Source organism: Bartonella sp. AP7XZML, from assembly GCF_042195745.1.
GTDB lineage: Bacteria > Pseudomonadota > Alphaproteobacteria > Rhizobiales > Rhizobiaceae > Bartonella.
Genome location: NZ_JBHIOT010000003.1, coordinates 8,867 through 30,477 on the forward strand (window position 1 = coordinate 8,867; position 21,611 = coordinate 30,477).

At 39.6% G+C, this 21,611-nt stretch carries 17 protein-coding genes; 2 read left to right on the forward strand and 15 right to left on the reverse strand.

Annotated elements, in window-relative coordinates; genetic code table 11:
- The first annotated feature begins 141 nt into the window (after positions 1–141).
- Together ACFILT_RS00310 and ACFILT_RS00315 are read left to right on the forward strand one after the other, a co-directional pair.
- Positions 142–507: a hypothetical protein gene (locus ACFILT_RS00310; RefSeq protein ID WP_375678552.1), complete on the forward strand. Its 366-nt coding sequence runs from the start codon at positions 142–144 to the stop codon at positions 505–507.
- A 44-nt stretch (positions 508–551) separates the two neighbouring features.
- Positions 552–1,001: a hypothetical protein gene (locus ACFILT_RS00315; RefSeq protein WP_375678553.1), complete on the forward strand. Its 450-nt coding sequence runs from the start codon at positions 552–554 to the stop codon at positions 999–1,001.
- Positions 1,002–2,126: 1,125 nt separating this feature from the next.
- Here ACFILT_RS00315 and ACFILT_RS00320 read toward each other — a convergent pair.
- From ACFILT_RS00320 to ACFILT_RS00390, 15 genes are all read right to left on the reverse strand, one after another.
- A complete protein-coding gene (locus ACFILT_RS00320; RefSeq protein WP_375678554.1) occupies positions 2,127–2,306 on the reverse strand; it encodes a hypothetical protein in 180 nt (59 codons plus the stop codon).
- A gap of 232 nt (positions 2,307–2,538) precedes the next feature.
- Positions 2,539–3,312, reverse strand: coding sequence for a DUF4167 domain-containing protein (locus ACFILT_RS00325; RefSeq protein ID WP_375611688.1), 774 nt, complete (start codon positions 3,310–3,312; stop codon positions 2,539–2,541).
- 1,685 nt (positions 3,313–4,997) lie between these two features.
- The gene (locus ACFILT_RS00330) at positions 4,998–5,441 is read right to left on the reverse strand and encodes a hypothetical protein (RefSeq protein ID WP_375610680.1); all 444 of its coding nucleotides are present in this window, start codon (positions 5,439–5,441) and stop codon (positions 4,998–5,000) included.
- Positions 5,442–7,669: 2,228 nt separating this feature from the next.
- The gene (locus tag ACFILT_RS00335) at positions 7,670–8,155 is read right to left on the reverse strand and encodes a hypothetical protein (protein ID WP_375678555.1); all 486 of its coding nucleotides are present in this window, start codon (positions 8,153–8,155) and stop codon (positions 7,670–7,672) included.
- A 1,347-nt stretch (positions 8,156–9,502) separates the two neighbouring features.
- The gene (locus ACFILT_RS00340) at positions 9,503–10,507 is read right to left on the reverse strand and encodes a phage tail protein (protein ID WP_375678556.1); all 1,005 of its coding nucleotides are present in this window, start codon (positions 10,505–10,507) and stop codon (positions 9,503–9,505) included.
- Positions 10,504–11,643, reverse strand: coding sequence for a tail fiber domain-containing protein (locus ACFILT_RS00345; RefSeq protein WP_375678557.1), 1,140 nt, complete (start codon positions 11,641–11,643; stop codon positions 10,504–10,506). The genes ACFILT_RS00340 and ACFILT_RS00345 overlap by 4 nt, the downstream gene beginning before the upstream one ends.
- Positions 11,640–12,092: a hypothetical protein gene (locus ACFILT_RS00350; protein ID WP_375629193.1), complete on the reverse strand. Its 453-nt coding sequence runs from the start codon at positions 12,090–12,092 to the stop codon at positions 11,640–11,642. Before ACFILT_RS00350 ends, ACFILT_RS00345 begins: the two co-directional genes overlap by 4 nt.
- 369 nt (positions 12,093–12,461) lie before the next feature.
- Positions 12,462–13,925, reverse strand: coding sequence for a hypothetical protein (locus tag ACFILT_RS00355; protein WP_375678558.1), 1,464 nt, complete (start codon positions 13,923–13,925; stop codon positions 12,462–12,464).
- 129 nt (positions 13,926–14,054) lie between these two features.
- Positions 14,055–14,210, reverse strand: coding sequence for a hypothetical protein (locus ACFILT_RS00360; protein ID WP_375678559.1), 156 nt, complete (start codon positions 14,208–14,210; stop codon positions 14,055–14,057).
- A gap of 91 nt (positions 14,211–14,301) precedes the next feature.
- On the reverse strand, positions 14,302–14,445 hold the full coding sequence (locus ACFILT_RS00365; RefSeq protein WP_375678560.1) for a hypothetical protein: 144 nt from the start codon (positions 14,443–14,445) through the stop codon (positions 14,302–14,304).
- 23 nt (positions 14,446–14,468) lie between these two features.
- On the reverse strand, positions 14,469–15,164 hold the full coding sequence (locus ACFILT_RS00370) for a hypothetical protein (protein WP_375678561.1): 696 nt from the start codon (positions 15,162–15,164) through the stop codon (positions 14,469–14,471).
- 83 nt (positions 15,165–15,247) lie between these two features.
- Entirely contained in the window at positions 15,248–16,366 is a 1,119-nt protein-coding gene (locus tag ACFILT_RS00375) for a N4-gp56 family major capsid protein (protein ID WP_375678562.1), read from the reverse strand.
- A gap of 345 nt (positions 16,367–16,711) precedes the next feature.
- Positions 16,712–17,488: a hypothetical protein gene (locus ACFILT_RS00380; RefSeq protein WP_375678563.1), complete on the reverse strand. Its 777-nt coding sequence runs from the start codon at positions 17,486–17,488 to the stop codon at positions 16,712–16,714.
- Positions 17,489–17,770: 282 nt separating this feature from the next.
- Positions 17,771–19,621: a portal protein gene (locus ACFILT_RS00385; RefSeq protein ID WP_375678564.1), complete on the reverse strand. Its 1,851-nt coding sequence runs from the start codon at positions 19,619–19,621 to the stop codon at positions 17,771–17,773.
- On the reverse strand, positions 19,606–20,967 hold the full coding sequence (locus ACFILT_RS00390; RefSeq protein ID WP_375678565.1) for a PBSX family phage terminase large subunit: 1,362 nt from the start codon (positions 20,965–20,967) through the stop codon (positions 19,606–19,608). Before ACFILT_RS00390 ends, ACFILT_RS00385 begins: the two co-directional genes overlap by 16 nt.
- Positions 20,968–21,611 lie beyond the last annotated feature (644 nt).

Consider the following 21,611-nt stretch of genomic DNA (forward strand, 5'->3'; position numbering starts at 1 on the left):
TCAAAGGGGAAAACGCATCTCAAAGGGGAAAACGCATCTCAAAGGGGAACTAAAAAACTTTGAAAGCGTTTAACAGTGAAGAAGCCCCTAGGCTGACAAATTGCAGTCCGCTCTGTCAACCTCTCATTTGGAAAATAATTGATGAATCCCCTTGTTTTTATCCTCTTATTAGTTTCATGTACAGATGATTTTAATAGTTGCTATTCGAACAATACAATGGTTAAAATCTATCCAACGGCTCAAGCTTGTGAACAGGCCATGGTACCGTCCACAAAAAAGTTTGCACTTTATGGACAACAAATTTTTGCTCAATGTATAAACGTACACCCCAATTTACATCAACAAGAAGTAAACTTGATCTGGTCTGTAACAAACCATGGAAATTTCCTGCTTAAAAGCCAAAACGTAAAGGACAAGCTGTCTACAGTACACAAAGAAGATATTTTACCAACATCGCTTCCTCTTTTACATTCTTCTTCCACAAACCTCTTGCACAAAAAACTTTAAAAGCATAAACCCATCAGATCTCAAAAAAATAATCAATGAAAGACATGATGGATAATAAGCGAATGCACCCTTCAAAAGACCATCACACAGAGCAAAATTCTCTGCCTCAAGATCTCCCTTTAGACCCTGCCGTAGAACGAGTGAGAAAAAAACTTATGGGTTTAATGATTATTTCCGTTTTAATAACGCTTTTCCTTATTCTAACCGTACTGTTTTTAATTGTTTATAAAGTGATAACAACCGGATCAGCGCCAAAACAAACCGAGTTATCTTCCTCTCCCAGCAAAAACCCACACGTTATCCATCATACGCTCTCTCTACCGGAAAAAACACAGATTTTGTCGCAAAGCCTCTCAGAACACAATATTGTACTGAAAGTTTTAACCCCTGATGGACAAACAAAATTTATGATTTACAATTATCATACCGGTGCTCTAATCGCCGTTCTTTCTGTTGAAACAACAAAAGAGAGTTCGAAGATAATGCCCCATTAAGAAAACTAACATCAATAAGCGCTTAACATAGCATTCTGAAGGTTTAAACATTTTCTGCAAGCCGACACTATCACACGCTTTGCCAACTCGTGGATGTTGCCCACAGCCCTTGGCGCTAGAGAGAGAGTTCATAAGAGCCATTTTTATTCCTTTCTTATACAAATTTATCCACACGGGCTCTCCCCGTTTGCAACGTGCAAGCGAATGTTTTTTGTTGATTCAACATGGAACAAATTTGGAAATGAGAGAATTCTAGGGGCTTAGGGGCTCTCACCTAACATTCAAAACAATGAATTATTATTCTAAATCAATGTGATAAGCATTAAATATTCACCACACGGGCGACGGCGCGTTTTTTACTGTATCCCCTCACTTAAATCTTGGAAAAGAAGAAACCTTTCTGTCAACGCATTCCCATTTTAAGAAAATGACATCACTTGGGAAAAGCTAATAAACGTGCAAGAAATACCTCTTCTTGAGTGCAAAAATTCAACATATTAATTTATAGTGATGATTTATTTTGCATGTCAAACGAGAATCTCAAATACTGTAAGATTCTCCCTTTCAAATCTGTTCGTAAGAAACTGAATCAAAATCATTTCTTTACATATCCCAGCAAGGAAATGGATGAATAAAATACCTCTTATGAATGATCAGGTATCAAAAGAAGAACTGTTGCAACATTGAAAATTAAAGCAATAACGCCCAGTTTACATCTTTTATTAAGCAAAGATAACCGATGGATTTCACATGATAGAATTCATGAACACCAGTGCGAAATGGGCATGAATACATTGAATATAAGTGTGAATTAAATAAAACAACGACATTGCGTTCTTCATAAAAGAACTGCCTCTTAAAATACACGGATGTGGTTTTCTCTGTATTCCCTCACTTAAATCCCAGCAAAGAAGCAATCTTTTCTGTCAACACCCTTTGTTAAGTCTCAATACTGCCGGTGAAAATCCAAAGAAAGCGCAAGAAGCTTCTTGAGTATATACAATTTACTATCATGATACCAATAACATCACCACAAGCGCTTATACAGCACCCTTCAGGTTTAAACATTTCCCTCTGCCTCAAGATTGACCACTTGAGCGACGACGCATCTTTCCCTGTATCCCCTTACTTAAATCTCAGCAAAGAGGCAATCTTTTCTGTCAACACCCTTTGGTTAAGTTCCTGATACTGCGCGTGAACATTCAAGGAAAGCGCAAGAAGCTTCTTGAGCATATTATAATTTACTATCATGATACCAATAACATCACCACAAGCGCTTATACAGCCCCCTTCAGGTTTAAACATTTCCCTCTGCTTCAAGATTGACCACTTGAGCGACGACGCATCTTCCCCTGTATCCCCTTACTTAAATCTCAGCAAAGAGGCAATCTTTTCTGTCAACAGCCTTCGTTAAGTCTCAATACAGCCCCGTGAAAACTCAAGGAAAGCGCAAGAAGCTTCTTGAGCATATTATAATTTATTATCATGATACCAATAACATCACCACATAAGCGCGCTTACACAGCACCCTTCAGGTTTAAACATTTTCCTCTGCCTCAAGATTGACCACTCGGCGACGGCGTGGTTTTCTCTGTATCCCCTCACCTAATCCAGGCAAAGAAGAATCCTCTTTTGTTGCTGTTTTTGTTGCTGTTGATGCATCTCCATTGCTAGAGCTTTCTGCTGTTGTAAGTGAAAGCTCAAGAGATGATTCATCTTGAGTCCGTACAGTACGTCGACGAGGAGAACGACGTATTTTTTTGACAGGTTCAACATTTTTCTCAGAGAGGCAGTGCTCTTGATCTGTTTTTTCATCCGATAGAGCCTCTAAAGCGTTTTCACGCGCATCCCCATTTTGCGCTTTATCATATTGGCCATTGCCATTTTTTTGCGACGACATTTGTAATACATCTGTATCACCCTCGACAGCATCCTTTTTTTCACCATCAAGATTTATTTCACCGCATTCTTGCCCATTGTTTTCATCACGATTTTCGTTTTCATCACCACGATTTTCATCACGCCGAACCGATTGAGACATTTGCCCAGCTGCTGCTAAAATAATACGCAAATAGTGCTCGGCATGTTGTAAATAATTTTCCGACATAACACGATCGCCTGCACCTTGTGCATCACGCGCAAGGCTTATGTATTTATCGGCAATTTGCTGAGCATTCCCGCGAATTTTAACATCCGGACCGCTACTTTCATAATTGCGAGACAACGGATTAGGACCGCGACGATTATTATTGTTATTACCATTATTGTTATTATTGCGACCGCGTACCCGTCTATTTTGTTGTGGCCTCATCTTTATCCCTTTTTGGAGTGTTTGTCTTATGTGTGTCTTAATTGACGCTTCCTCATTACATTATCTTTTGATAATGCTGATCATGTTTAACATACGATTATCAAGCTATCCGCGTTTATTTCACTCAAACGAACCCTACTGATATTGATAAAAGCATATATTTTCTTGAAAATCACAAAACAGCAGGGAAATCGTAAATCAAAAATTCCCTTTTTCTCTGTCAAACAGCAGAAACCTAATGATGTTCACGTAAAATGCCAAGTGTTTTTTTTAAAATAAACCATATTTCACTAAAAAAATAATTATCTTGTGGAAAACAAAAAGGAAAACACACATATAACACACCTGACAAAGAAAAAATTCCTGCCAGAGAATAGTAGAAGCTTCCTTTTTTGCTCTAAAACCACCGCTCCTAAAAACGCCGATATTCTCTACCCCCTCGTGCATTTAACTCACAAGCACTTCCATCCCAACGAGTCACTGCGCGAACCTCTTTATTTTATAAATATAGCCTCTCTTCATCGCTAAAGCAACCCCTTGCGAGCGATAATCCACGATCGCCTCACAAAACCTCTTAACTTTTATAGATAGATTAACACGAAGTATTATTCAAGCCCTATAATCACCAAGAGATCAATCTTCTTTCCCAAACAAGTCAATGATACTATCAATTTTTATTTTAACCCATAGAGTTTTTAAGTTAATCACAGTTTTTATTTATAACAAATTGAGCTTAAAAACAAAATATTTAAATACAAAAAAATATCAAATTATGAAAAAAACGACCAATATGTCACACTTTTTTAAAAATCAGCTTCTTCTCAAAAAAATACCCTCCTCAAAGCCTATCAATAAGAATGGCCTAACGTATTTCCTTACTTATCTTTTCTGATAAGGAATTTTCTGATAAAGAACACTAGAATTATAAAACAAGCACATTTTTAAACCCAGCACAGCGCTTTACGCATAAAGAAGCCGTAAATGTTTATAAAAGGAATGTTTTTTTACTCATTTTTGTCATGTCTATTGACTTACACCCTCAAAGAATGAAGGTTCTCAAATCACACTGGTCTGTTAACAATGAAAATACTTATAAAATTCATACACTAAATTGATTTGTAATGATAATTTATATTTTTTGTGTTGAGTAAGAAAATTAATACCGTAGGATTTTTCATCCTCAATCTGTTTGCTGTTGAATCAATCTCTTTTTCTTGCATGTTACATGTGGGAAAACCTGCGTGGAGTAAAAACGATAAAAAGACTAAAAGTGCCTCTTATGAACCGTCTCTAAGGCTAAAGGGTTGTCGAGAGCACCATTGGGAGCGAGCAAAGTGTGAGATAGTACCGGCTTATTCTTTGTTTAAACCATAAAGATGAACTTGCTTTATAAATTTTATACATTTCATGATGATTATACCATTCACCAAAACCATCACGAAATGGATTTCCCACACTCGTTATTTCCCTTAAAAAAGCGCAACAAATCCTCCTGAAACTCCACCACGCCCCCTTAAACATTTCAAGGAGGCCATCCATACCTTATGTCGCCACACCTTAAATAAGAAGTGCGATATAACAAGATAAATAAATCAAGCTGCTATTGGTCATGAGGCAGATAGTCATTTAAGAGGCTTTTATCTTTTTATCAAAATTCGCATCCTTTTAACTTTCCATATAAAAACTTAAAAGTAATTGCGCCTTTTGCCTGTTTTATTTTCTCTTTCATTCAGAAAACAGTCTCGTAAGAGAAAATAATTTCCATCCCCAGGACGGACCCTCGTCAAACATTGTTTTTTAGCACTATCAGAAAGCTTATCCCACATTTCACGAATAGCAAAATAGGCCTCACTTTCCAAATTAAGACAATGCTGATAAACCTCTCTTTTCATATCGGGCATAACGGAGGCAGAAATTTCCTTGCAATATACGCGTAGATCAAAAACAGGAATAACCAATTCAACGGGTGCTTGTTGTGTTACTTTTTTATGAGAAGAAAAATAACTAACCACCTTTGCAACAACAAAACACAAAAACACTATACAAAAAAGTATTATGCAAACAAAAGCAATCTTGCGATATAATCTTTTGAAATAAGCCTTTTGTCTTGCTCGGATTCTTTTTTCCATAAAGATTGTACCCTTTAATATCCCAAGAGAAGCTTTTACAGCAAAAAATGATAGAAGTATCTGTGTACACAATACAGGTTATAGCCGCAAACGATCAAGACTCTTATGTCAAAAGACGCTCTTTTTTACCGTATAATTCTTATCGTATAAAATTCTTGTAAAACACTTTTCTCATGCCCTTTATGAAAAAATAGGGCTGATGATTTTCTCTCACCACCTTTAAAGACGAAGATTCTTCATCCATGCGGATCTATAAACAATTCGTCTTCTTTAAGACATGTCATATTGATTTATAAAGAGTATTTATTGTTTTGCACGTTGAATGAGAAACCCGAACACCATAGGATTCTCTCATTCCAAACCTGTTTATGTTAAATCAACCAAAACCATGTCGCTTACAAGTTACAAGCGGAACTGGCATGTGGATTAAAAACTGTATAAGAAAGGCATATGGCTCTTATGAAGCATCTCACGAACCAAGGCTGTCGTAATATTGGGAGCGAGCAAATACAATGATGGTGCGGGCTTGCCTCTACATAAGCGTAAAGATGGGAGTGCTCAATGGATTTACCGTTATTCACCACACAAACACTTCATATATAAAATCTTATACGCCTTCTATTACCGCCCCCTCAAAAAGCAGTCGCTAAAACAAGATAAGAGATTATAGATGTAAAACTCCTAACAAAAAAAGAATGGACTTTCTAATCGAGATCAACAAACACTGTTAAAGACACATTTGCATTTTTGACCATGCTGGCATGTATGATAATGGCCCTTCAAATGCGCCACCATTTTATGCTTCACCTCATATCATTCTCCGTCAAACAATCACAAAGATTCTTTAACTATTCAACGCCCCCCCAACCAAAGCAAAGAAACCGAAACCAGACGCCTGCATTTTTATTTGAATCTTCCCTATTGGGATAAAACACACAAGAATTTAAAGATTTCACTGCAAAATGAAATCACAAAATACAATAATGAGAAAAATATCCAAAGCCATCTCAATAACAAATATATAGCGCCCCTGTTATTAGAAAGTAAAAAAAGCCGCACCATTTAAAGGCGCGGCTTATGAATAGAGATATAACTAAATAAAATACAAAAGAAATCAATAATAAATACTTATACACAAAACGTATAGTATTGCAAGCTTTTTAATTATATTTATAAAAATATCCAAAAAGAGTATAAATAATGATACATTCGTATTGAGGAGAGCTGTTTATAACAATACACTTTCTAAAATAAAAACGTATCAAATAAATCAAAATACTTTGTAGCTTTATCTCAATATAATCCATGAAAAAACACACATGATTTAAGTCCATAATTATAATAAGACCCGTTCTTTTACGCTTGTAAAAGCGGGTTTTTCTTGACTTGCATCCACCACTTCAAAAGATGAAGATTCTTCACCCAATCTGATTTATCAACAGCCCAGATTGCAGTGGGGTCCATTTGGCTTTCTCACATGTGATTGATTTAAACTTAAAGCTCAACAAATAAGCCTGCCTTAAATATTTGTCACGCCCTTTAAAAAACACTTTTTGTATCATGGAAGCTCTTACAAAGAGACTTGCCTTATATCATCACACCTGAAAGGACAGTCTTTACAGCATAAACAGGATAAGACAAATCAACAACCGCTTGTACAATCTTGTCTGATAAGAAAACAAGTAAAACGTTAGCCTTCAAGCCTGCTCCAACAGTACAGCATTTCTCTTCTTTATAAGAAAAGACACAACGATACGCATGATTTTTTTATAGGCATTTTTCTGCTTTTGTCCTTTTGGCAATTAACATTTTCTTTTTATGGGATTTTTAACAAATTAAAATTGCGAGGAACTGCACTTTTTCTCTTTTAAAAAAGCGTAAAAACCGCAAATTATTTATAGAGTTAAAATCATCAAACGCTCTATCCAAAAGCTTTTTAAAATGATTGCAAGATTTTTTATCTTTTTAAAGCTTCTTTTGCCATGCGTTTCTATTTGGGCATGGCTCCTTGCTCTGTAGGCTTTAAAAACTTACCCTTAGATTTCAATATGCGCCCTACTCTCCCCAACAACGCATGATCAACTTATCCAGCAACAACGCTTCTCTATCAATTTTTACCATTTTTTAACATCTCAAACAGAGTGCAATTCCAGGCTCCACCGAAGATATAAATTAGGTTTATCTGATCTATAGCTTCACCCCATACATATTGTTATGATCACTCTATTCTATTTTTCCTTATCTAACAAAGAAGAAATCCCTCTAGAATGCTCAACACTGATGTTTTGAGTAACACTACTGTGTATTTCTAGCGGTTTATGTACTGTAAATTTTGAAATAAAAGAGCTGTAGTCTATTTTTGGCGCCTCGTATATTGGAGAAAAAAATATGTCTCCAGCGGACGATGATTCTGTTTTAATTTCTGGTGCGCTCACAAAACTGTTTGGTGTCGTTATTCCACCACTCACAACACTATTAATACTGTCTTGCTTCTCTTCTTTCTCATTTTTTTTCTGTTCGACATTGGTAAGATCTAGAGCATTTAATTTTTTTTCTAAAGCATCCATGCGCTTTGCAATTTTTGTAATATCTTCATATGCTTTCTTCAACAATGCGTTTAAAGGAGCATGTCCCATTCTTCCGCTAGCATAAAGAACCACACGAATACATTCCGGATCATCAATATCAGCAATAGAAAATGGAAAAAGTGCCATTATATCCCCCTTTTTGATAAGCTAAACGCGTTATTAAGGCATTTGCATCTCTTTTTTCGTTGTACGGCTCTTGCATTTCTCAGAAAACCATATGAAAAGCTTTTGAAAAAAATTTCCTCATCGAAAATTTTTACAAGGTATTTTTTTAGATTATACTCTGTTTTCCACCTAAAATGATGATTTTACCACCTAAAACCAAAGAGAAATGCATATCACCTTGCATGCTGTATCAACCTTTCCCACAAGGACAAAGCCCACACCGGTCTTTAAATAATGGCAATCAATAAACAATGGTTTGTAAACAATCTGGCTTCTTATCTAACAGATTTGACTTGGCTTCCCCCTTCAAACGCATCCTTGTAATGTATCCCCTGTCCAGAGTTACTCTACAAAAAATGCTGCGTTAGGAATACGCACAGACGAAAAACACCCCATGCATAAAATTTTAACCGCATCTCAAACAATGGTATTTTACAACACAACGGGATAAACTATTGTCTTATAGATTTTCTCGTATCACTCTCATCCTGTTTCAAGAAGTTGCCTGATAAGCACAAAATGCCATCTCAGAGAGTTCAATGCCTCACCATACGTTACAACGCATCGCCAACCTGCTGCTCTTGCCAACAGTGCGTCCATTTTGAAAACAAAGAGTGGCTTTTTTCCTACACGCTAAAAAAAGAAAGCGCTCCATTTTGCCTTTTCTCGCTTTAAATAAACATATCCGTTGACCTCTTCCCACCACCTCAAAGGACGAAGATTTTAGCCCTACATCGGTTTGTAAACAATCCAACTCCTCTGAAAGGATTCCGTCTGCTGCTCACTTATATGATTCACTTGCATAATACTTAACCAAGCAAATCCTCCCCAGAACATTTGCTAATGTATTAAATACTTTAAGCTATCTTACTGATATCACCACCTTCAATAATAGTGTTTTAATGACAGTGTTTTACAGTATAATAGGATAAAATTATTTAGGGGCTTTTTGTCATCGCACAGCAGCGGTTTAAACCCAGCACTTGAAATAATGGATCACGATATCACAAAAGAGAGGCATTTGAGCTAAAATATTGATTCTTCAGAAAAAACGCCATGAATAAAGAAAGTTTTTTTGTTCTCCCCCTACCTTCAATAATCACTGTCTTGATCCTCTAAAGAACAATAGGCAAACTTACCTTTAGACATCCAACAAAGGCAGCACAAAAAATAAAGAGAGTTAAGTTTTTTCTAAAGCGCCTCAAAACTTTCTACACAATATATTCTATAAGACTTTATATTCAATAAGACTTTTTTTCATAACAAACATTTTAGCATTTTTATCTTTCTCTCACACAGCTTTCATTCTCAGGCTTTGACAGCATAAACCACCGCCATATTGACGGGGCGTGTTTCATCTCCCCCTGTTTTTTGCAACAAGACCTTATGTTCATGCTCTCCCGCAGGAGCTGTCAAACAACCAGTCCAAGACACCATAGCGACATCCTCTGTATAAGTCCCGCTATTGTAGTATAGAATCTTTTTTTCAATCTTTGGATAACTATGCTGGTGGTTACCTGTTGAATCTGTTTTTCCCTCATGGGTATGGGATTGAAAAGACTCTTCTTGTCGGCTTCCCAAGCGACGTCCTTTATCAATTTCTTTTCCACTATCGAGCCCCCGTAAAAACATTCCACGCAAATCGGGAACATTGAATGTTGTTCTCCCGTCTCCTTTTCCCCATGTTTCTCCCAAAACAGCAAAAAGATTGGCATAGTTCCTTCGCGAATATTCTTTACCATCACACAGTAACCATCCAGAGGGTATTTTTTCTGTAGCAAAAGTCCCGATAAATCCAGAAGAAAAAGTTTCAGGCAAAGGAGGAAAGGGCGGAATTTCAGGAAGTTTTATAGTAGGATTGGTTAAAAACCAGCCATCAGCATTTTTTCCGGCAATATCACGCGTATAGACGACTTCATAAAGCCCCCCTTTTTGAATTTCTCCACCCTTTAAAGGCATAATACCCTCTGGTGTTGCCATATAAGTTGGTCGTGGTAGCAATTGATTTAAAGAAATATTTGTTATTCCTCTGTTGACGCCTTGTGCTTTAAAGCGCACAACAATGCCATCCATATAAGTCTCAAAAAAAGACTTTGTTGCCAAACGAAGTGACGTTCTCTCATTTTTCACATCGACAGTAAATTGTGTTTCAATCCCGCCCCCATTATCCAACAAATATTCTTTGATGCGTTGCATCATAGCGCGAGCACTATCATTGACTGTGCTTGGTGGTTGCCCTTCTGCCCAGTTTATATTCTCGTCGACATAAGCATTTTCTGATGCAACAATTGACCAATCATAAATCGAACTCATAGAAGATACTCTTTTTTCAAAAAGGGAAAGCGAGCAAAAAATGAAGAAAAGAAAGCCGCAATTTTATTTTTAGACGCCGGTATTTTCTCCCCTTTCATTTTTTCCATTTTCAGTCCTATTTTGTCATAATCAACATGCAATAACTTTGTTTTCGCATTGACATAAACAGCTTCAGGGTTCACACGCAACACGTCTTGCGCCATAACGCCCTGATAACGTTGTGGATTTCCCTTATAATTAAAGGTATAAAGTGGATATCCCTTTTTCTGCCCCACAGGGATAATATTTTCTTTTGCTCTCACATCACAAAGCCCTAAAATTCCTCCGACCAATCCAAGTACTTGCTGCGCATCACGCAATGGATCTTTTGTCACAGAAGGCATTGTCGTGGATTTTCCTGAAGTCGTTCCGTAATTTCCAGCAGCCTGTGTTCCTACCTGTAACAAACTTTGCAATCGGTTCCAATCTTGATTATCTTTTTCTGACCATTTTTGGCGTTCAGCATCTAAGACATTTTGGCGGTTTATATCTTGAATCATACCCCCTTTCAAAGCATTGCTTTGCACGTTACTCTGTCCTTGATAATAGCTATTTGCCGCATTAACTTGATCATTCTGAGAGCGATCAATCATCTGGTTTGCATTCATCATATTGTTAATATCTTGATTATATTGCTGTGCTGCAGCATTTGTTGCCAAGGCGCCTAACTCATCGGCCAGCACACCAGTATGAGCCCCAGAACCATAACGTCCTGCTCCCGACATCGATTGATTAATTGCATCGGACGTTTTATTCAGAGCATTTTGCAATGCGGTATTAAATTTGCTATTGCTTCCAATCCAGCTTCCCTTAGCCATACCGGAAAGATTTGTAGCGCTGTTGGTTGGGGCATTCAACCATTGCGTTACCGTTGGATTGTTATAAAGCCCTGCTGCTTGTTGTAAACCGGTCAGCGCATTTTTTGTCATATTGCTAAGACCAGCGACTCTGTCTCCCTGATAAACGTTTCCGCCAATTCCTTTATTATAAAGTCCAAGTGCATCAGCACTGGCTTGTTTAAGAATATCAGCCGCCCAAGCAGGTGGAGCATTTGTTTGTGTTGTTGTTTGCACTTGAGGTGTGGTTTTTCTACTCATGGGTTCAGAACCTTTCTATATTGAATAAGATTACGAGAATATCCGTGATGAGCGAGCTTTTTCGCCCATCCAGTTCTTCCAAACATGTGCATTTCTTCAGCATTAATTGTTCGCGCCCATTTTTCGACTTCATCAATCAACTTGACCAATTTCAGCCCTCCCTCTCCAGCAAGATCAGAAAGAACGACGCATTTTTTTCCCGTATGGGTTATTTCAACTTTGGTAATTGCAAAAGCACTAAATTGGATTTTATTTTTTAAGACCAGCCACAATTGTGCTTGTCCTGTAGCGATTTCTTCAGCAATTTTTTCCAGACAAACATCATCCGGAAAGCGCTGAACATATTTTTTCAATGCAGCATTGAGAGCCTCTTGATAGGGAGCTATTTTTTCCCATGGCCACTGCTCTGTCAGATAAGCAGAATATAAATCTTGACTCTCTTGTATCATAATTTTAGCTTTTTTAGCTTTGTCATTTCCCTCATTTGAGCAATACGCATCCCTACGCATTTCACGCATTCCATGCCCCCCGCACAATAAAAGAAAAAAAGCCCCATCATCCCTTTGTCACAACAAAGGGGGAACTTTTTTCTTTATAAAAATAAACCATTGTGCAGCCTATTTTTCCTTTATCGCAGAAAAGCATGAAACATAACGCACCACCTTGTTCTTCATATTATACCACCTTGTTCTTCATATTATAAAGACACAGCTTATCGCATTGTGCCTTTGTTTATAAAGGCTTGGGAAGCCTATGGGGCATTTGTTCTTTAATAATAGAGGTTTGAGCCTATCGCATGGTATTACAAAAGGGCATGCCTATCGCATGCCGGCCCGCGTCAATTCCACATCAAATCCAGTGACATGAGTCCAATTCACCCCTTCAGGAATGCGCAATTTAAAGCGATAAAACCGTGCCCTTGCACGACAATGAATTTGTCCAGTATTATAAGAGGGCTGTTTTTCTGGCAACCAAACAGTTTCCTCTTCAAGAGATTGTCGAAAGCGCATTCCCACAGACAAATAAAACTTTCCACTATTGACTTGAGGCATAATATTTTTCACTCGTGTTATCATGCCATTTGTCTGTCCCATTTCTTGTGATGTCACGACACAAGCCATAGGACACCCAGAAAACGAACCCAGTCTCCCCTGTTGATCAAATGCCCCCAGAATAGGCGATTCATTTTTCCAAGCTTTACTATCAAGAGAAAAGGACAAGTCATCAATATTCTTAGTCACAAAATCAAGACCTTCCAGGGTTGTTCCGGCTAAGAAAATAGGCAATATCATTTTGATATCGACGAGAGCTTTTGTCCATTTTTGCAACCCCCAATCATAAATGAGCAAGATACGTTTATGAAGATTCTCATCAGAATCAACCATCCAATAAACACGATTATACACCCCATCGATAGCAGCAGATAGAGTGTACAGATTATCCTTCCTTGATTTTGCGGTCATCGTTCGATCGACTTTTTCGAACCCAATGGGTATAATCTGTCCCTCATTTGTTATTTGATAAAACCCGCCTTCATCGGCAAAGAATGCTAAATCGCCTCTACAAACAATTGATTCAGCATTTTTTGCGCCTCGTTTATCGTGGATTTTTTGGAAACTAAAAATAATCTTAGAGCCAGGGATAAAAGAACCGGCATAGATTGCAGAACGCATAAAGATAATTGGATTTGTTGTCTCCGTTGCCCCTTGGACGAATCCGCCATCAGGAAAATCTTGATAATCACAACTTTTTTTCCCCACGGTCCAAAATTCAGCATCATTTAATCCAGACCAATGAACCCTTCTTGGATACTCGGTTAACTTCATCAAACAAACGAAATCTCCCCAGATTCGAACAATCCCTGCCTGTGGTGGATTTCCTCCTAAATTTCTAAATGTTTTATCATGGTTAATATCAATCACTTGTGGTTTATCATTGGCATTCACCGCAATGATAAAATCACCAAACAAAGCAAAAGACCACGGAGCATCAACATTAGCCAGATAAGGTTTTCCTTTTTGGCTAATATCTTTCCAGTTCATTGTTGTATTATCAAGCAAGTAGATTTTTTCTCTTGTCCCGACAATAATAGAAACTCCATTTTTTGTTTTAACCGCAAGAGTGCCTAAAATTGGCTCCGGACAAGGCTCTGATAAAGGCTCAAAACTTGGCATAGGGATATAGGAGCCATCAGCCGGGAGCACATTAACAAGTTCATCGGTAAAAATTCCATTGATATCCGCCACATCGGGTCGATAATCAGCGATTGGGAAAAAAGCCATCAAGACCCCCATAAAATCTTTGAAGAGCCCAGTGCCATTCAAAACACCAAGGCTTATTGATAAAAAACCACAAAAGCCCTTAAAACTCTAAAGGCATAAAATTCAACAAAATAAACAACCTTAGGTTGTTTAACGCACCAAAAAAAACGATACCATCAATAATGGCCACCCCAACGCCATCCACCAGCGCCAAACCAAAATCAACTGCCCGCTATCACCCCCCACAATGACGGGAGAAAGAGCCATCAAAAGCCCCCATAAAATCTTTGAAAAGCTCAGTGCCATTCAAAATACCAAGGCTTATGGATAAAAAACCACAAAAGCCCTTAAAACTCTAAAGGCATAAAATTCAACAAAATAAACAACCTTAGGTTGTTTAACGCACCAAAAAAACGATACCATCAATAATGGCCACCCCAACGCCATCCACCAGCCCTTCACCATCAACACCCAACGCGCAAATCCAGCCATAAGTGACAAACCAGCCACCAGTGCCAAACCAACCTTCAACGCCAGCCATAAACGATTTGGAAAAAAGCCTTTTTAAAAACGCATTGGGCGAATCTTTGAAGAACCTTTTCGGCGCGATGTTTCAATGCGCAAAGCTTGAAGCTGTTCTTGAAAATCTCTGAAAGAAACGGCGGCATATTCAGGATCTTTAAGGATATTTTTATAAAGTTCATATTTTGCTCGTGCTTTAATAAGATCAAAAGCATAAATCAACCAAGGGTTATCATCCTCTTTCAGCTGTTCATCGGCAAAATGAACAGGAGCATAAGAAAGCTGTACAGCTTCCACATGTTCTGGTGTTGGAAAGAGTCCTATTTTTTGATCAAGGCACGTATAAAAGAATGGCGTTCCTAGCGCAGGATGCATACCATATTGTTGATGCAACACTTCCAAGGGCTTAAAGAACAACTTTGTTGGTGTTACATTCTTTGTTGCTAAAAAGACGCCCTCTAAACTCTTTTCTGATTCAATAAAAACTCCCTCTTCTTGCCCATACCATGTTTTACCACTTTGTGTTTTAAACGTCCTTTCTCTTTTTTCATTAAAGAAAAAGGGTTCGCGTTCACACAAACGCAAAGCCGTAAAAATTGAATCTTGAATTTGCAGGGAATATTCCGCTGTTGTATCGTCAATTTCATCTTGAATAAGCGCGACCATATAAGCAAAAGTTTTAGAATGGTCTGAATGTGTAAGGTTTAGATTTTGGGGATCAGTGGATAAAGTGGTCATAAGCCTGTCCTTGTTTCTGGAAGCATTTTAAATTTTTCCCCCAACAGATCCCTCTTATTGGGGGAAGAGAGCAAGCGTTCGCTTTAAGCGGGTGCTCCATAAGTTGGAATGACGATAGTGCCAAAATCCTGAGCCCCTTGCGTACTTCCTGGCAAGGTAAAGCAAGTTTTTTTCATACCAATAATGGTTTTTGCCGCGACCCCGAATTCTCTTTCATAGTCGAAGAGTTCTTCCACCAATTTATAGCGTGTCGCCCCTCGATCTTTACCAAAAGCAATCACAGCACTCTGCGCACCAAGCAGAACAGCACGACGCACATTTGGTACAGCTTTATTTGCCGTCCCAGATTCGACTCCTTCGGTAATATGTTCAGCTTCGCGCAAAACCACACCATTATACATGCCCAAAGATCCATCATAGAGCGGATTTTTGATACGACTTCCACTATAGATTGCCTTAGTAATGTCGAGCCATTGCCCCGCATCTGTATTGGTTCGCAATTGCGTCACTTGGGTTGGATGAAGATAAAGCACATAGACATTTTCCCCATCAATCCGCACGGGTCTAATTTTTGGATTTGCCAATTTAGCCCGTTCAACAGCTTTATCAACCAGATCAAGATCAAAAGTATCATTTTCTTTTAAATCTTCATCTTTTGTTTTTCCATTAGGGCGCAAAATGCGTTTATCGGTTGGTGCCGTTGGCGCATTAAAACCATAATGAACAGGTTTAAGATTAATCGTACGTCCCTCAAAGTTAATAGCTTTAGCGGTATACCCGCAAACTTGAATGAAGAACATCATACTCAGACGATCTGCATACCAATCAACCAAACCATTTTTTGCCTCGGTGCGCAAATCATGGAGAATTCGTTGTTGATCAATCGTTCCCTCATTTTTGACACGCACAGCATGAACGAGTTCATTAATTGCCAAGCGATCATTGAGAAACTGTAAAGCTTCTTCATTGCCTTCCAATGTCTGCCCTTCGCTCACCCCATCGCCTAGCAACTGCACACGCAAATTAAAGCTAATAGCATCCCCACTTGCTTTCGTGGTTTCATCTTTTAATTGTACGATACTGTTTGAATCATTTCCAATCAACGGTGCAATTGGAAGTGCTTTTGAGACTTCTTGGTTTAGTAATTTAGACCATGTGCGCACTGCCATTGGGTCATTAAGTCCGATATAAGTTACAGTCATTTTGTCCTCTAAAAGTTTTATTGACATAAAAAACCCGGCAAAGCGCCGGTTGTTAAAACACCACATTTCATTTCAAATGGTGAATAGGTTGTTTGTGAGTTTTATCTAATTTCTGTTAGCGTCTGCCTCCCCCTTATAAGAGCTCTCCTCTCCACATCCGTGTTTGAGAAATCCCCTCGCATTCTCCTGCGCCAAAAGCCTCTTAACATTCCCGCAAAAAACACTCCCCCGCATTCTCCTGCGCCAAAAGCCTCTTAACATTCCCGCAAAAAACACTCCCCCGCATTCTCCTGCGCTAAAAGCCTCTTAACATTCCCGCAAAAAACACCTGCCACATTCTTGTTTTTAAAATTCTCTTCCCCCCATTAAACGATTAAAAGCGGCTTTATTTTTAGGATCAGCAACCCAAGCGCTAAACTCTGCTTCTGACATTTTATCAAGCATATCCAAAGAAATCGGCCCATTTGGCGTTAAACCGTTATAAGCAGCAAGAGTACGTGCAGAATTGTGTCTTTCCTGTAAATTTTCACCCATGTTATTCGGAACATTTGTGTAGCCAATTTTTTGTGCGATCGTGTAAATCACTTCAGCCGGATTTTGATTTTTTTGCGCACAATCGCGCAAGATCTGCTTCAACTCATCACCAATCAACGCATCAATATTTTTGGGGTCTGCCATCTCAGGATAGAGCGAAGCACAAGCTGCCAACTGTTTAGCCCTCGTTTCATAAATAAAATCAGCCGCTTGATCAAAATCATGATGCTTTTGTTTAACACTGGCAACAGACTGTTGATAAAATGCATGCAACTGTTCTGCTTCACAAACAGTCGGTTTATCTTGGGGTTTTTCATGTGCAAACCCTTGTTTTTGGAGTGTTTTTCCCAACCATTGCATATAGCCCATGAAGTCTTTTTGTGGATCTGGTGGAACATCTTCTCCCCCTTGAACCTCTTTTCCAGCCTTTTGCGAAGAGTCCTGTTGTTGAAGCATTTGCCCTTGAAAATTATCTTCAAGAGTTTTTTCTTCTCTTGCAATTTCACCATTTTCTCCCTCTTGTGTTGAGACCAGAAAATCTTGTTTCAATTGGTTTTGTTCTGCCGGCGTTAAGTGTTCTTGATCCATGACATTAGCCTTCTCTTTTTTTAAACAATAAAATCAAATTTTTCAGATAAAACAGCCCCATAAGCATTTATCCCCTCAATGCTCTCTCATCATTTAGCACCAGCATTCCCCCCAATGCTCTCCACCCCACATGACGGCAAGACTCCCTCTCCACCCTGCTTTTCCCAACAGTCCTGCCCTACAAAACAGTTCTTTTGAGAAAAGGGAGCCCATGCACTACGAAAATCGATAAGCAATTTATGATATATGGCGTTTATCAGAAGTCACGCATGACAAAGCACCCTATTGTTGAGCCTTTGCTGTCTGCAACATCTGCATTATCTGCTCTGTCCCCACATTATCCCCCATCTGCGCTGAGGCATTTTGCTCTTCTTGAAAAGAGTTTTGCGCCTTTATCGCAATTTTATGAATAAGTGAAGCTGGTAAAGGCGAATAGCGTAAGAGATCGAGCATAATCTCAGGCGTTGTAAAATTTTGCATCAAAGGCAGCAATTGCATGATCAGTGCAAAAGTACGCTCTTTTTCATTAAGACTTGTTGGTGCATCATCCACGACAATATCATATTCCAAGCTTGTCACCATTTCGCGTGTCAGCGGCACATACTGGGCATTTTCATCACCGGCAATACGCACCAACCGCCCATCGGACAGATAATTTTGAATAAGATAGAGAATAATTTTTCCCTGTCGTTGCCGATATCGACGCAACCCATCAAAAAAGGAAGCTAAAAGATTAAGTGACGATTGTCGCCGTTGTTGTTCAAGAATGCCAGGCTGATTGACAGCTCGCGTCCCAATAAATTCAGAAGACAACCCCGTCACCTGTTCGAGAGCGCTCTTTGCTTCATTAAACAATTGGAAAAACCCTTGCGGAAATTGTGCCACGGGTTTAGGTTGGATTCTTCCCCCAGACACAGCACCACTTTTCAACCAAGTAATACTATCGGCTCTAGCCCAACTCTCGAGGGCTTGTCGATCATCATCAAAAGCATCGCGTTCTGCCATAATTCCGCCTTTTGATTGGCTATTGAGCAAATGCATCACTTGACTAAAATATTTGTTTGCCCACCGTTGCGGATCTTTTGTTGGCTTAACAATTCCATAAAATTGCCGGCTTAACTTATCAAAAGTACCGGTAATACACTCCCATCCCAATTGATTGGGTGGAACCAAGGGCTTATCAGGCGCTTCAAGAAGCTTTCTACCTAAAAATGCCCGTTTGACAATTTTTCTGTTCAACCTTGTTGCCTGGACATGAGGAAAGGTTTTGCTTAAATTTTGGAAATCCTGCTCTGAATAATCGACAAACTTTCCACTTAGAGGCTCGAGAACTTTATAAACCACCTCGCGTTCAAACCAGCGACATTCTACCAATGTCACCATTTTAGGACGTTGATAGCCGCTCCCCTCTTCTCCTTGATACCCCCTCTCGGATTGATAACTTTGTGTCATCCCATCGCTGGTTGAATGTAAAAAACTCTGATGTTTAACCCAATCAGCATTAAGATCGCTCCAATGAACATGGGAAAACATTTCCTGCGCCACAGCAAGGGGTTTTTCATCAATATACCATAAGCGTTGTGCATCAATGAGATTAGGCTTGACAGCACTTGCATCCCACACCATTTTCATCGGGTCTAAACGTGCAATGATTGGTTTTCCTTGCGGATCTTGTTCATAATCAAGGCGTGTATCTGTCCAGCCCATTCCGCAAATAATTGCATCTTGAAAAGCATCGGAATCTTCGTATTCCCCGTCAGCTTCATCACGAAACCACTCAGCCGCCCCTGTCAAAATCTGGTTTGCAAAGGCAGCCCCTTCTTGTCGTGGAATAAATTGCACTTGCCTTTTATTATTGCGCTCAGCCCCAATCACGGCATTAATTAAAGGCGCAATACGGTTAAAAGTCATCACCGGTCTGTTTTGTTCGTGCAAGACAGCCAAGTCTTGCTCATTCCATTGCCGTCCATTATAAAAATCGTAATCTTCCTGGGCATTTTTTCGCCATTTTTCGACATGATCAATATCATCCTGATACCAACCCACGAGTTTTTTAAAGAGAGCTTGATTTTCAAGCGTTTCGATTTGATTAAAAGAAGAATCTGTAGAACTATTCATTAAAAAGCCATCCATGAAGTTTGAGAATGGTGAAACGAGCGATAAGGTTTTTTTCGCGCTTTAGCATTTGGTTGTTCATAAGCCACACACATCAGTCCAAAGGCATCGGCGCCATGGCTAGCCCAATCATGTTCAGCCCCTAGTCCGATATTGCGCTGTTCGTCGCGCTTTTCATGATACCAAGCAAGCGCTTTTCTGCCCGCACATGTCGTTTCACGATTAAACCATAGTGCAGGAAACAACCGCCTTACGGCTTCGATACGCATTTTCACAGCGCCTGTTCCTTGATTAGGAATTATTTTGGTTTGAAAACCGGCTTGTTGAAGGGCACTTTCAAAACTCACATTATAGACACGATCTTTTGTTGCGCCATCATGAGGCAAAACCATAAGAGCCTTTTCATATCCCCTTTGAAAGACCCAGCCCACATGCTCTGAGAGAGGTTGTCCTTGGGCTTCATAATAATCGAGCACTCGGATTTCCCGTCCAACAAATTGCGCCACCCACAATGCGGTAGCATCGGCCTTTGCTCCTGTTCCCCCGATATCCCAAAAGATTCTCACCTGCATCAAAGGATCACGTGGAACAGTTGTAATCCGCCCTTCCATTTCGGCTTCGAGAAGACATTTCTGATAATAAGCCCCTTGGACAGCTTGGAGATATTCGCCTTCCCAAATATGGTTATACTGCTCTGGTCTTTGCTGCAAATCGTCCATTCGATCACGATTGAGTTTTTCAGGAAATTGCGGATTATCACGCCAATTGATTTCCACCCCTTTGATATGAGGATTATCGACATTTCGGAAACGCTTTTCCACGGCTGCATTTTCATGGCATGGGTTCCATGTGACCCATAATTCTGCATTCCAATCTTTTCCTTCTTCGCGCAAAGTTGGAATAAGTGTTTGCCAAGCAGTTTCTGTCACGGGCTCAGCTTCATCGACCCAACAAAGGAAAACGCGCCCCATTGATTTAATACTTGCGATATTGCGATCAAGCCCAGCAAACACATAGACAATCCGTCCATCTTTTGACTTAATATATTTATCGCCGATTTCATAATAATCTTGTAAAAAAGGATAAGCTTCGATAGCGCGTTTAATTTCTTCCAAAGAACTTTCATTAAGAGAATTTTGAAATTGCCGTGCACAAAGAATAATCCCGCGTTCTCCAGCCATTCCATGGCGATATCCCACCACGGCAGACATCAAAGCAAAAGAACGTGTTTTTCCAGAACCGCGTCCTCCCCAAGCGGCTCGCACATCGGCATTTCCAGTAAAGACAGGAATAAGCTTTGGAATAAGAGCCACTTGAGCCGTTTTCTGCTCAATTTTTTGAGAAATTTTCTGAACAGTTGTCATTATAAATTTTCATACTTTAGCAATAATTGCGCTGCACCCTTTTGCTTATCCCAAGTTTAATGATCCCAGAGCAATTGAACGAAAAGAGCAATAGAACGAAAAACGCCCTTCTCAAAAGCAGCGCTTTATCTTTTCTTCATCCTAATATTCAATAAATTTCACTTTTTTGCATGAGATCCCCTTGACCCCACCTATGCGCCCCAAGCCCCCAAGGCACAAAAGCCCCACCCCCTCAAACACCGCGCCTGTCATCCCCCAACCACAAGCAAGGTATCCCCCCAACCAAATCATAGCCTCAGCACATGGCTCTCAGGCATATCCAAAGCCCAACATCCTCCAATATCATGCCTCTCAAGCATCACCAATCCTCACACTTTATCCCCCAAGATACCCCCACCAAAACACATGCATCCCGCAAGTATAACACTTCTCTCAAGTTTCATGCCCCTCACCCATCAAAACACTGTTCCATATCCACCACACAAATACCCTGCACCAAATTCCCTCCAGCACACGGGGGCCCTTACGGCATCATTCACCAAAGCCCCTTCCCAATATCACGAGCGCCCACAAGCACGATAGCCTCCGCTTCAATCCCCTCAAGATAGGCAATCACCAAAGCAGCCCCCTTGCAAGACATCACC

Excerpts from the sequence above, each read along its gene's own strand:
- ACFILT_RS00310 (WP_375678552.1), top strand. The coding sequence starts at position 142 with ATGAATCCCCTTGTTTTTATCCTCTTATTAGTTTCATGTACAGATGAT.
- ACFILT_RS00315 (WP_375678553.1), top strand. The coding sequence starts at position 552 with ATGATGGATAATAAGCGAATGCACCCTTCAAAAGACCATCACACAGAG.
- ACFILT_RS00320 (WP_375678554.1), bottom strand. The coding sequence starts at position 2,306 with ATGTTTAAACCTGAAGGGGGCTGTATAAGCGCTTGTGGTGATGTTATT.
- ACFILT_RS00325 (WP_375611688.1), bottom strand. The coding sequence starts at position 3,312 with ATGAGGCCACAACAAAATAGACGGGTACGCGGTCGCAATAATAACAAT.
- ACFILT_RS00330 (WP_375610680.1), bottom strand. The coding sequence starts at position 5,441 with ATGGAAAAAAGAATCCGAGCAAGACAAAAGGCTTATTTCAAAAGATTA.
- ACFILT_RS00335 (WP_375678555.1), bottom strand. The coding sequence starts at position 8,155 with ATGGCACTTTTTCCATTTTCTATTGCTGATATTGATGATCCGGAATGT.
- ACFILT_RS00340 (WP_375678556.1), bottom strand. The coding sequence starts at position 10,507 with ATGAGTTCGATTTATGATTGGTCAATTGTTGCATCAGAAAATGCTTAT.
- ACFILT_RS00345 (WP_375678557.1), bottom strand. The coding sequence starts at position 11,643 with ATGAGTAGAAAAACCACACCTCAAGTGCAAACAACAACACAAACAAAT.
- ACFILT_RS00350 (WP_375629193.1), bottom strand. The coding sequence starts at position 12,092 with ATGATACAAGAGAGTCAAGATTTATATTCTGCTTATCTGACAGAGCAG.
- ACFILT_RS00355 (WP_375678558.1), bottom strand. The coding sequence starts at position 13,925 with ATGGCTTTTTTCCCAATCGCTGATTATCGACCCGATGTGGCGGATATC.
- ACFILT_RS00360 (WP_375678559.1), bottom strand. The coding sequence starts at position 14,210 with ATGGCACTGAGCTTTTCAAAGATTTTATGGGGGCTTTTGATGGCTCTT.
- ACFILT_RS00365 (WP_375678560.1), bottom strand. The coding sequence starts at position 14,445 with ATGGCTGGCGTTGAAGGTTGGTTTGGCACTGGTGGCTGGTTTGTCACT.
- ACFILT_RS00370 (WP_375678561.1), bottom strand. The coding sequence starts at position 15,164 with ATGACCACTTTATCCACTGATCCCCAAAATCTAAACCTTACACATTCA.
- ACFILT_RS00375 (WP_375678562.1), bottom strand. The coding sequence starts at position 16,366 with ATGACTGTAACTTATATCGGACTTAATGACCCAATGGCAGTGCGCACA.
- ACFILT_RS00380 (WP_375678563.1), bottom strand. The coding sequence starts at position 17,488 with ATGGATCAAGAACACTTAACGCCGGCAGAACAAAACCAATTGAAACAA.
- ACFILT_RS00385 (WP_375678564.1), bottom strand. The coding sequence starts at position 19,621 with ATGGATGGCTTTTTAATGAATAGTTCTACAGATTCTTCTTTTAATCAA.
- ACFILT_RS00390 (WP_375678565.1), bottom strand. The coding sequence starts at position 20,967 with ATGACAACTGTTCAGAAAATTTCTCAAAAAATTGAGCAGAAAACGGCT.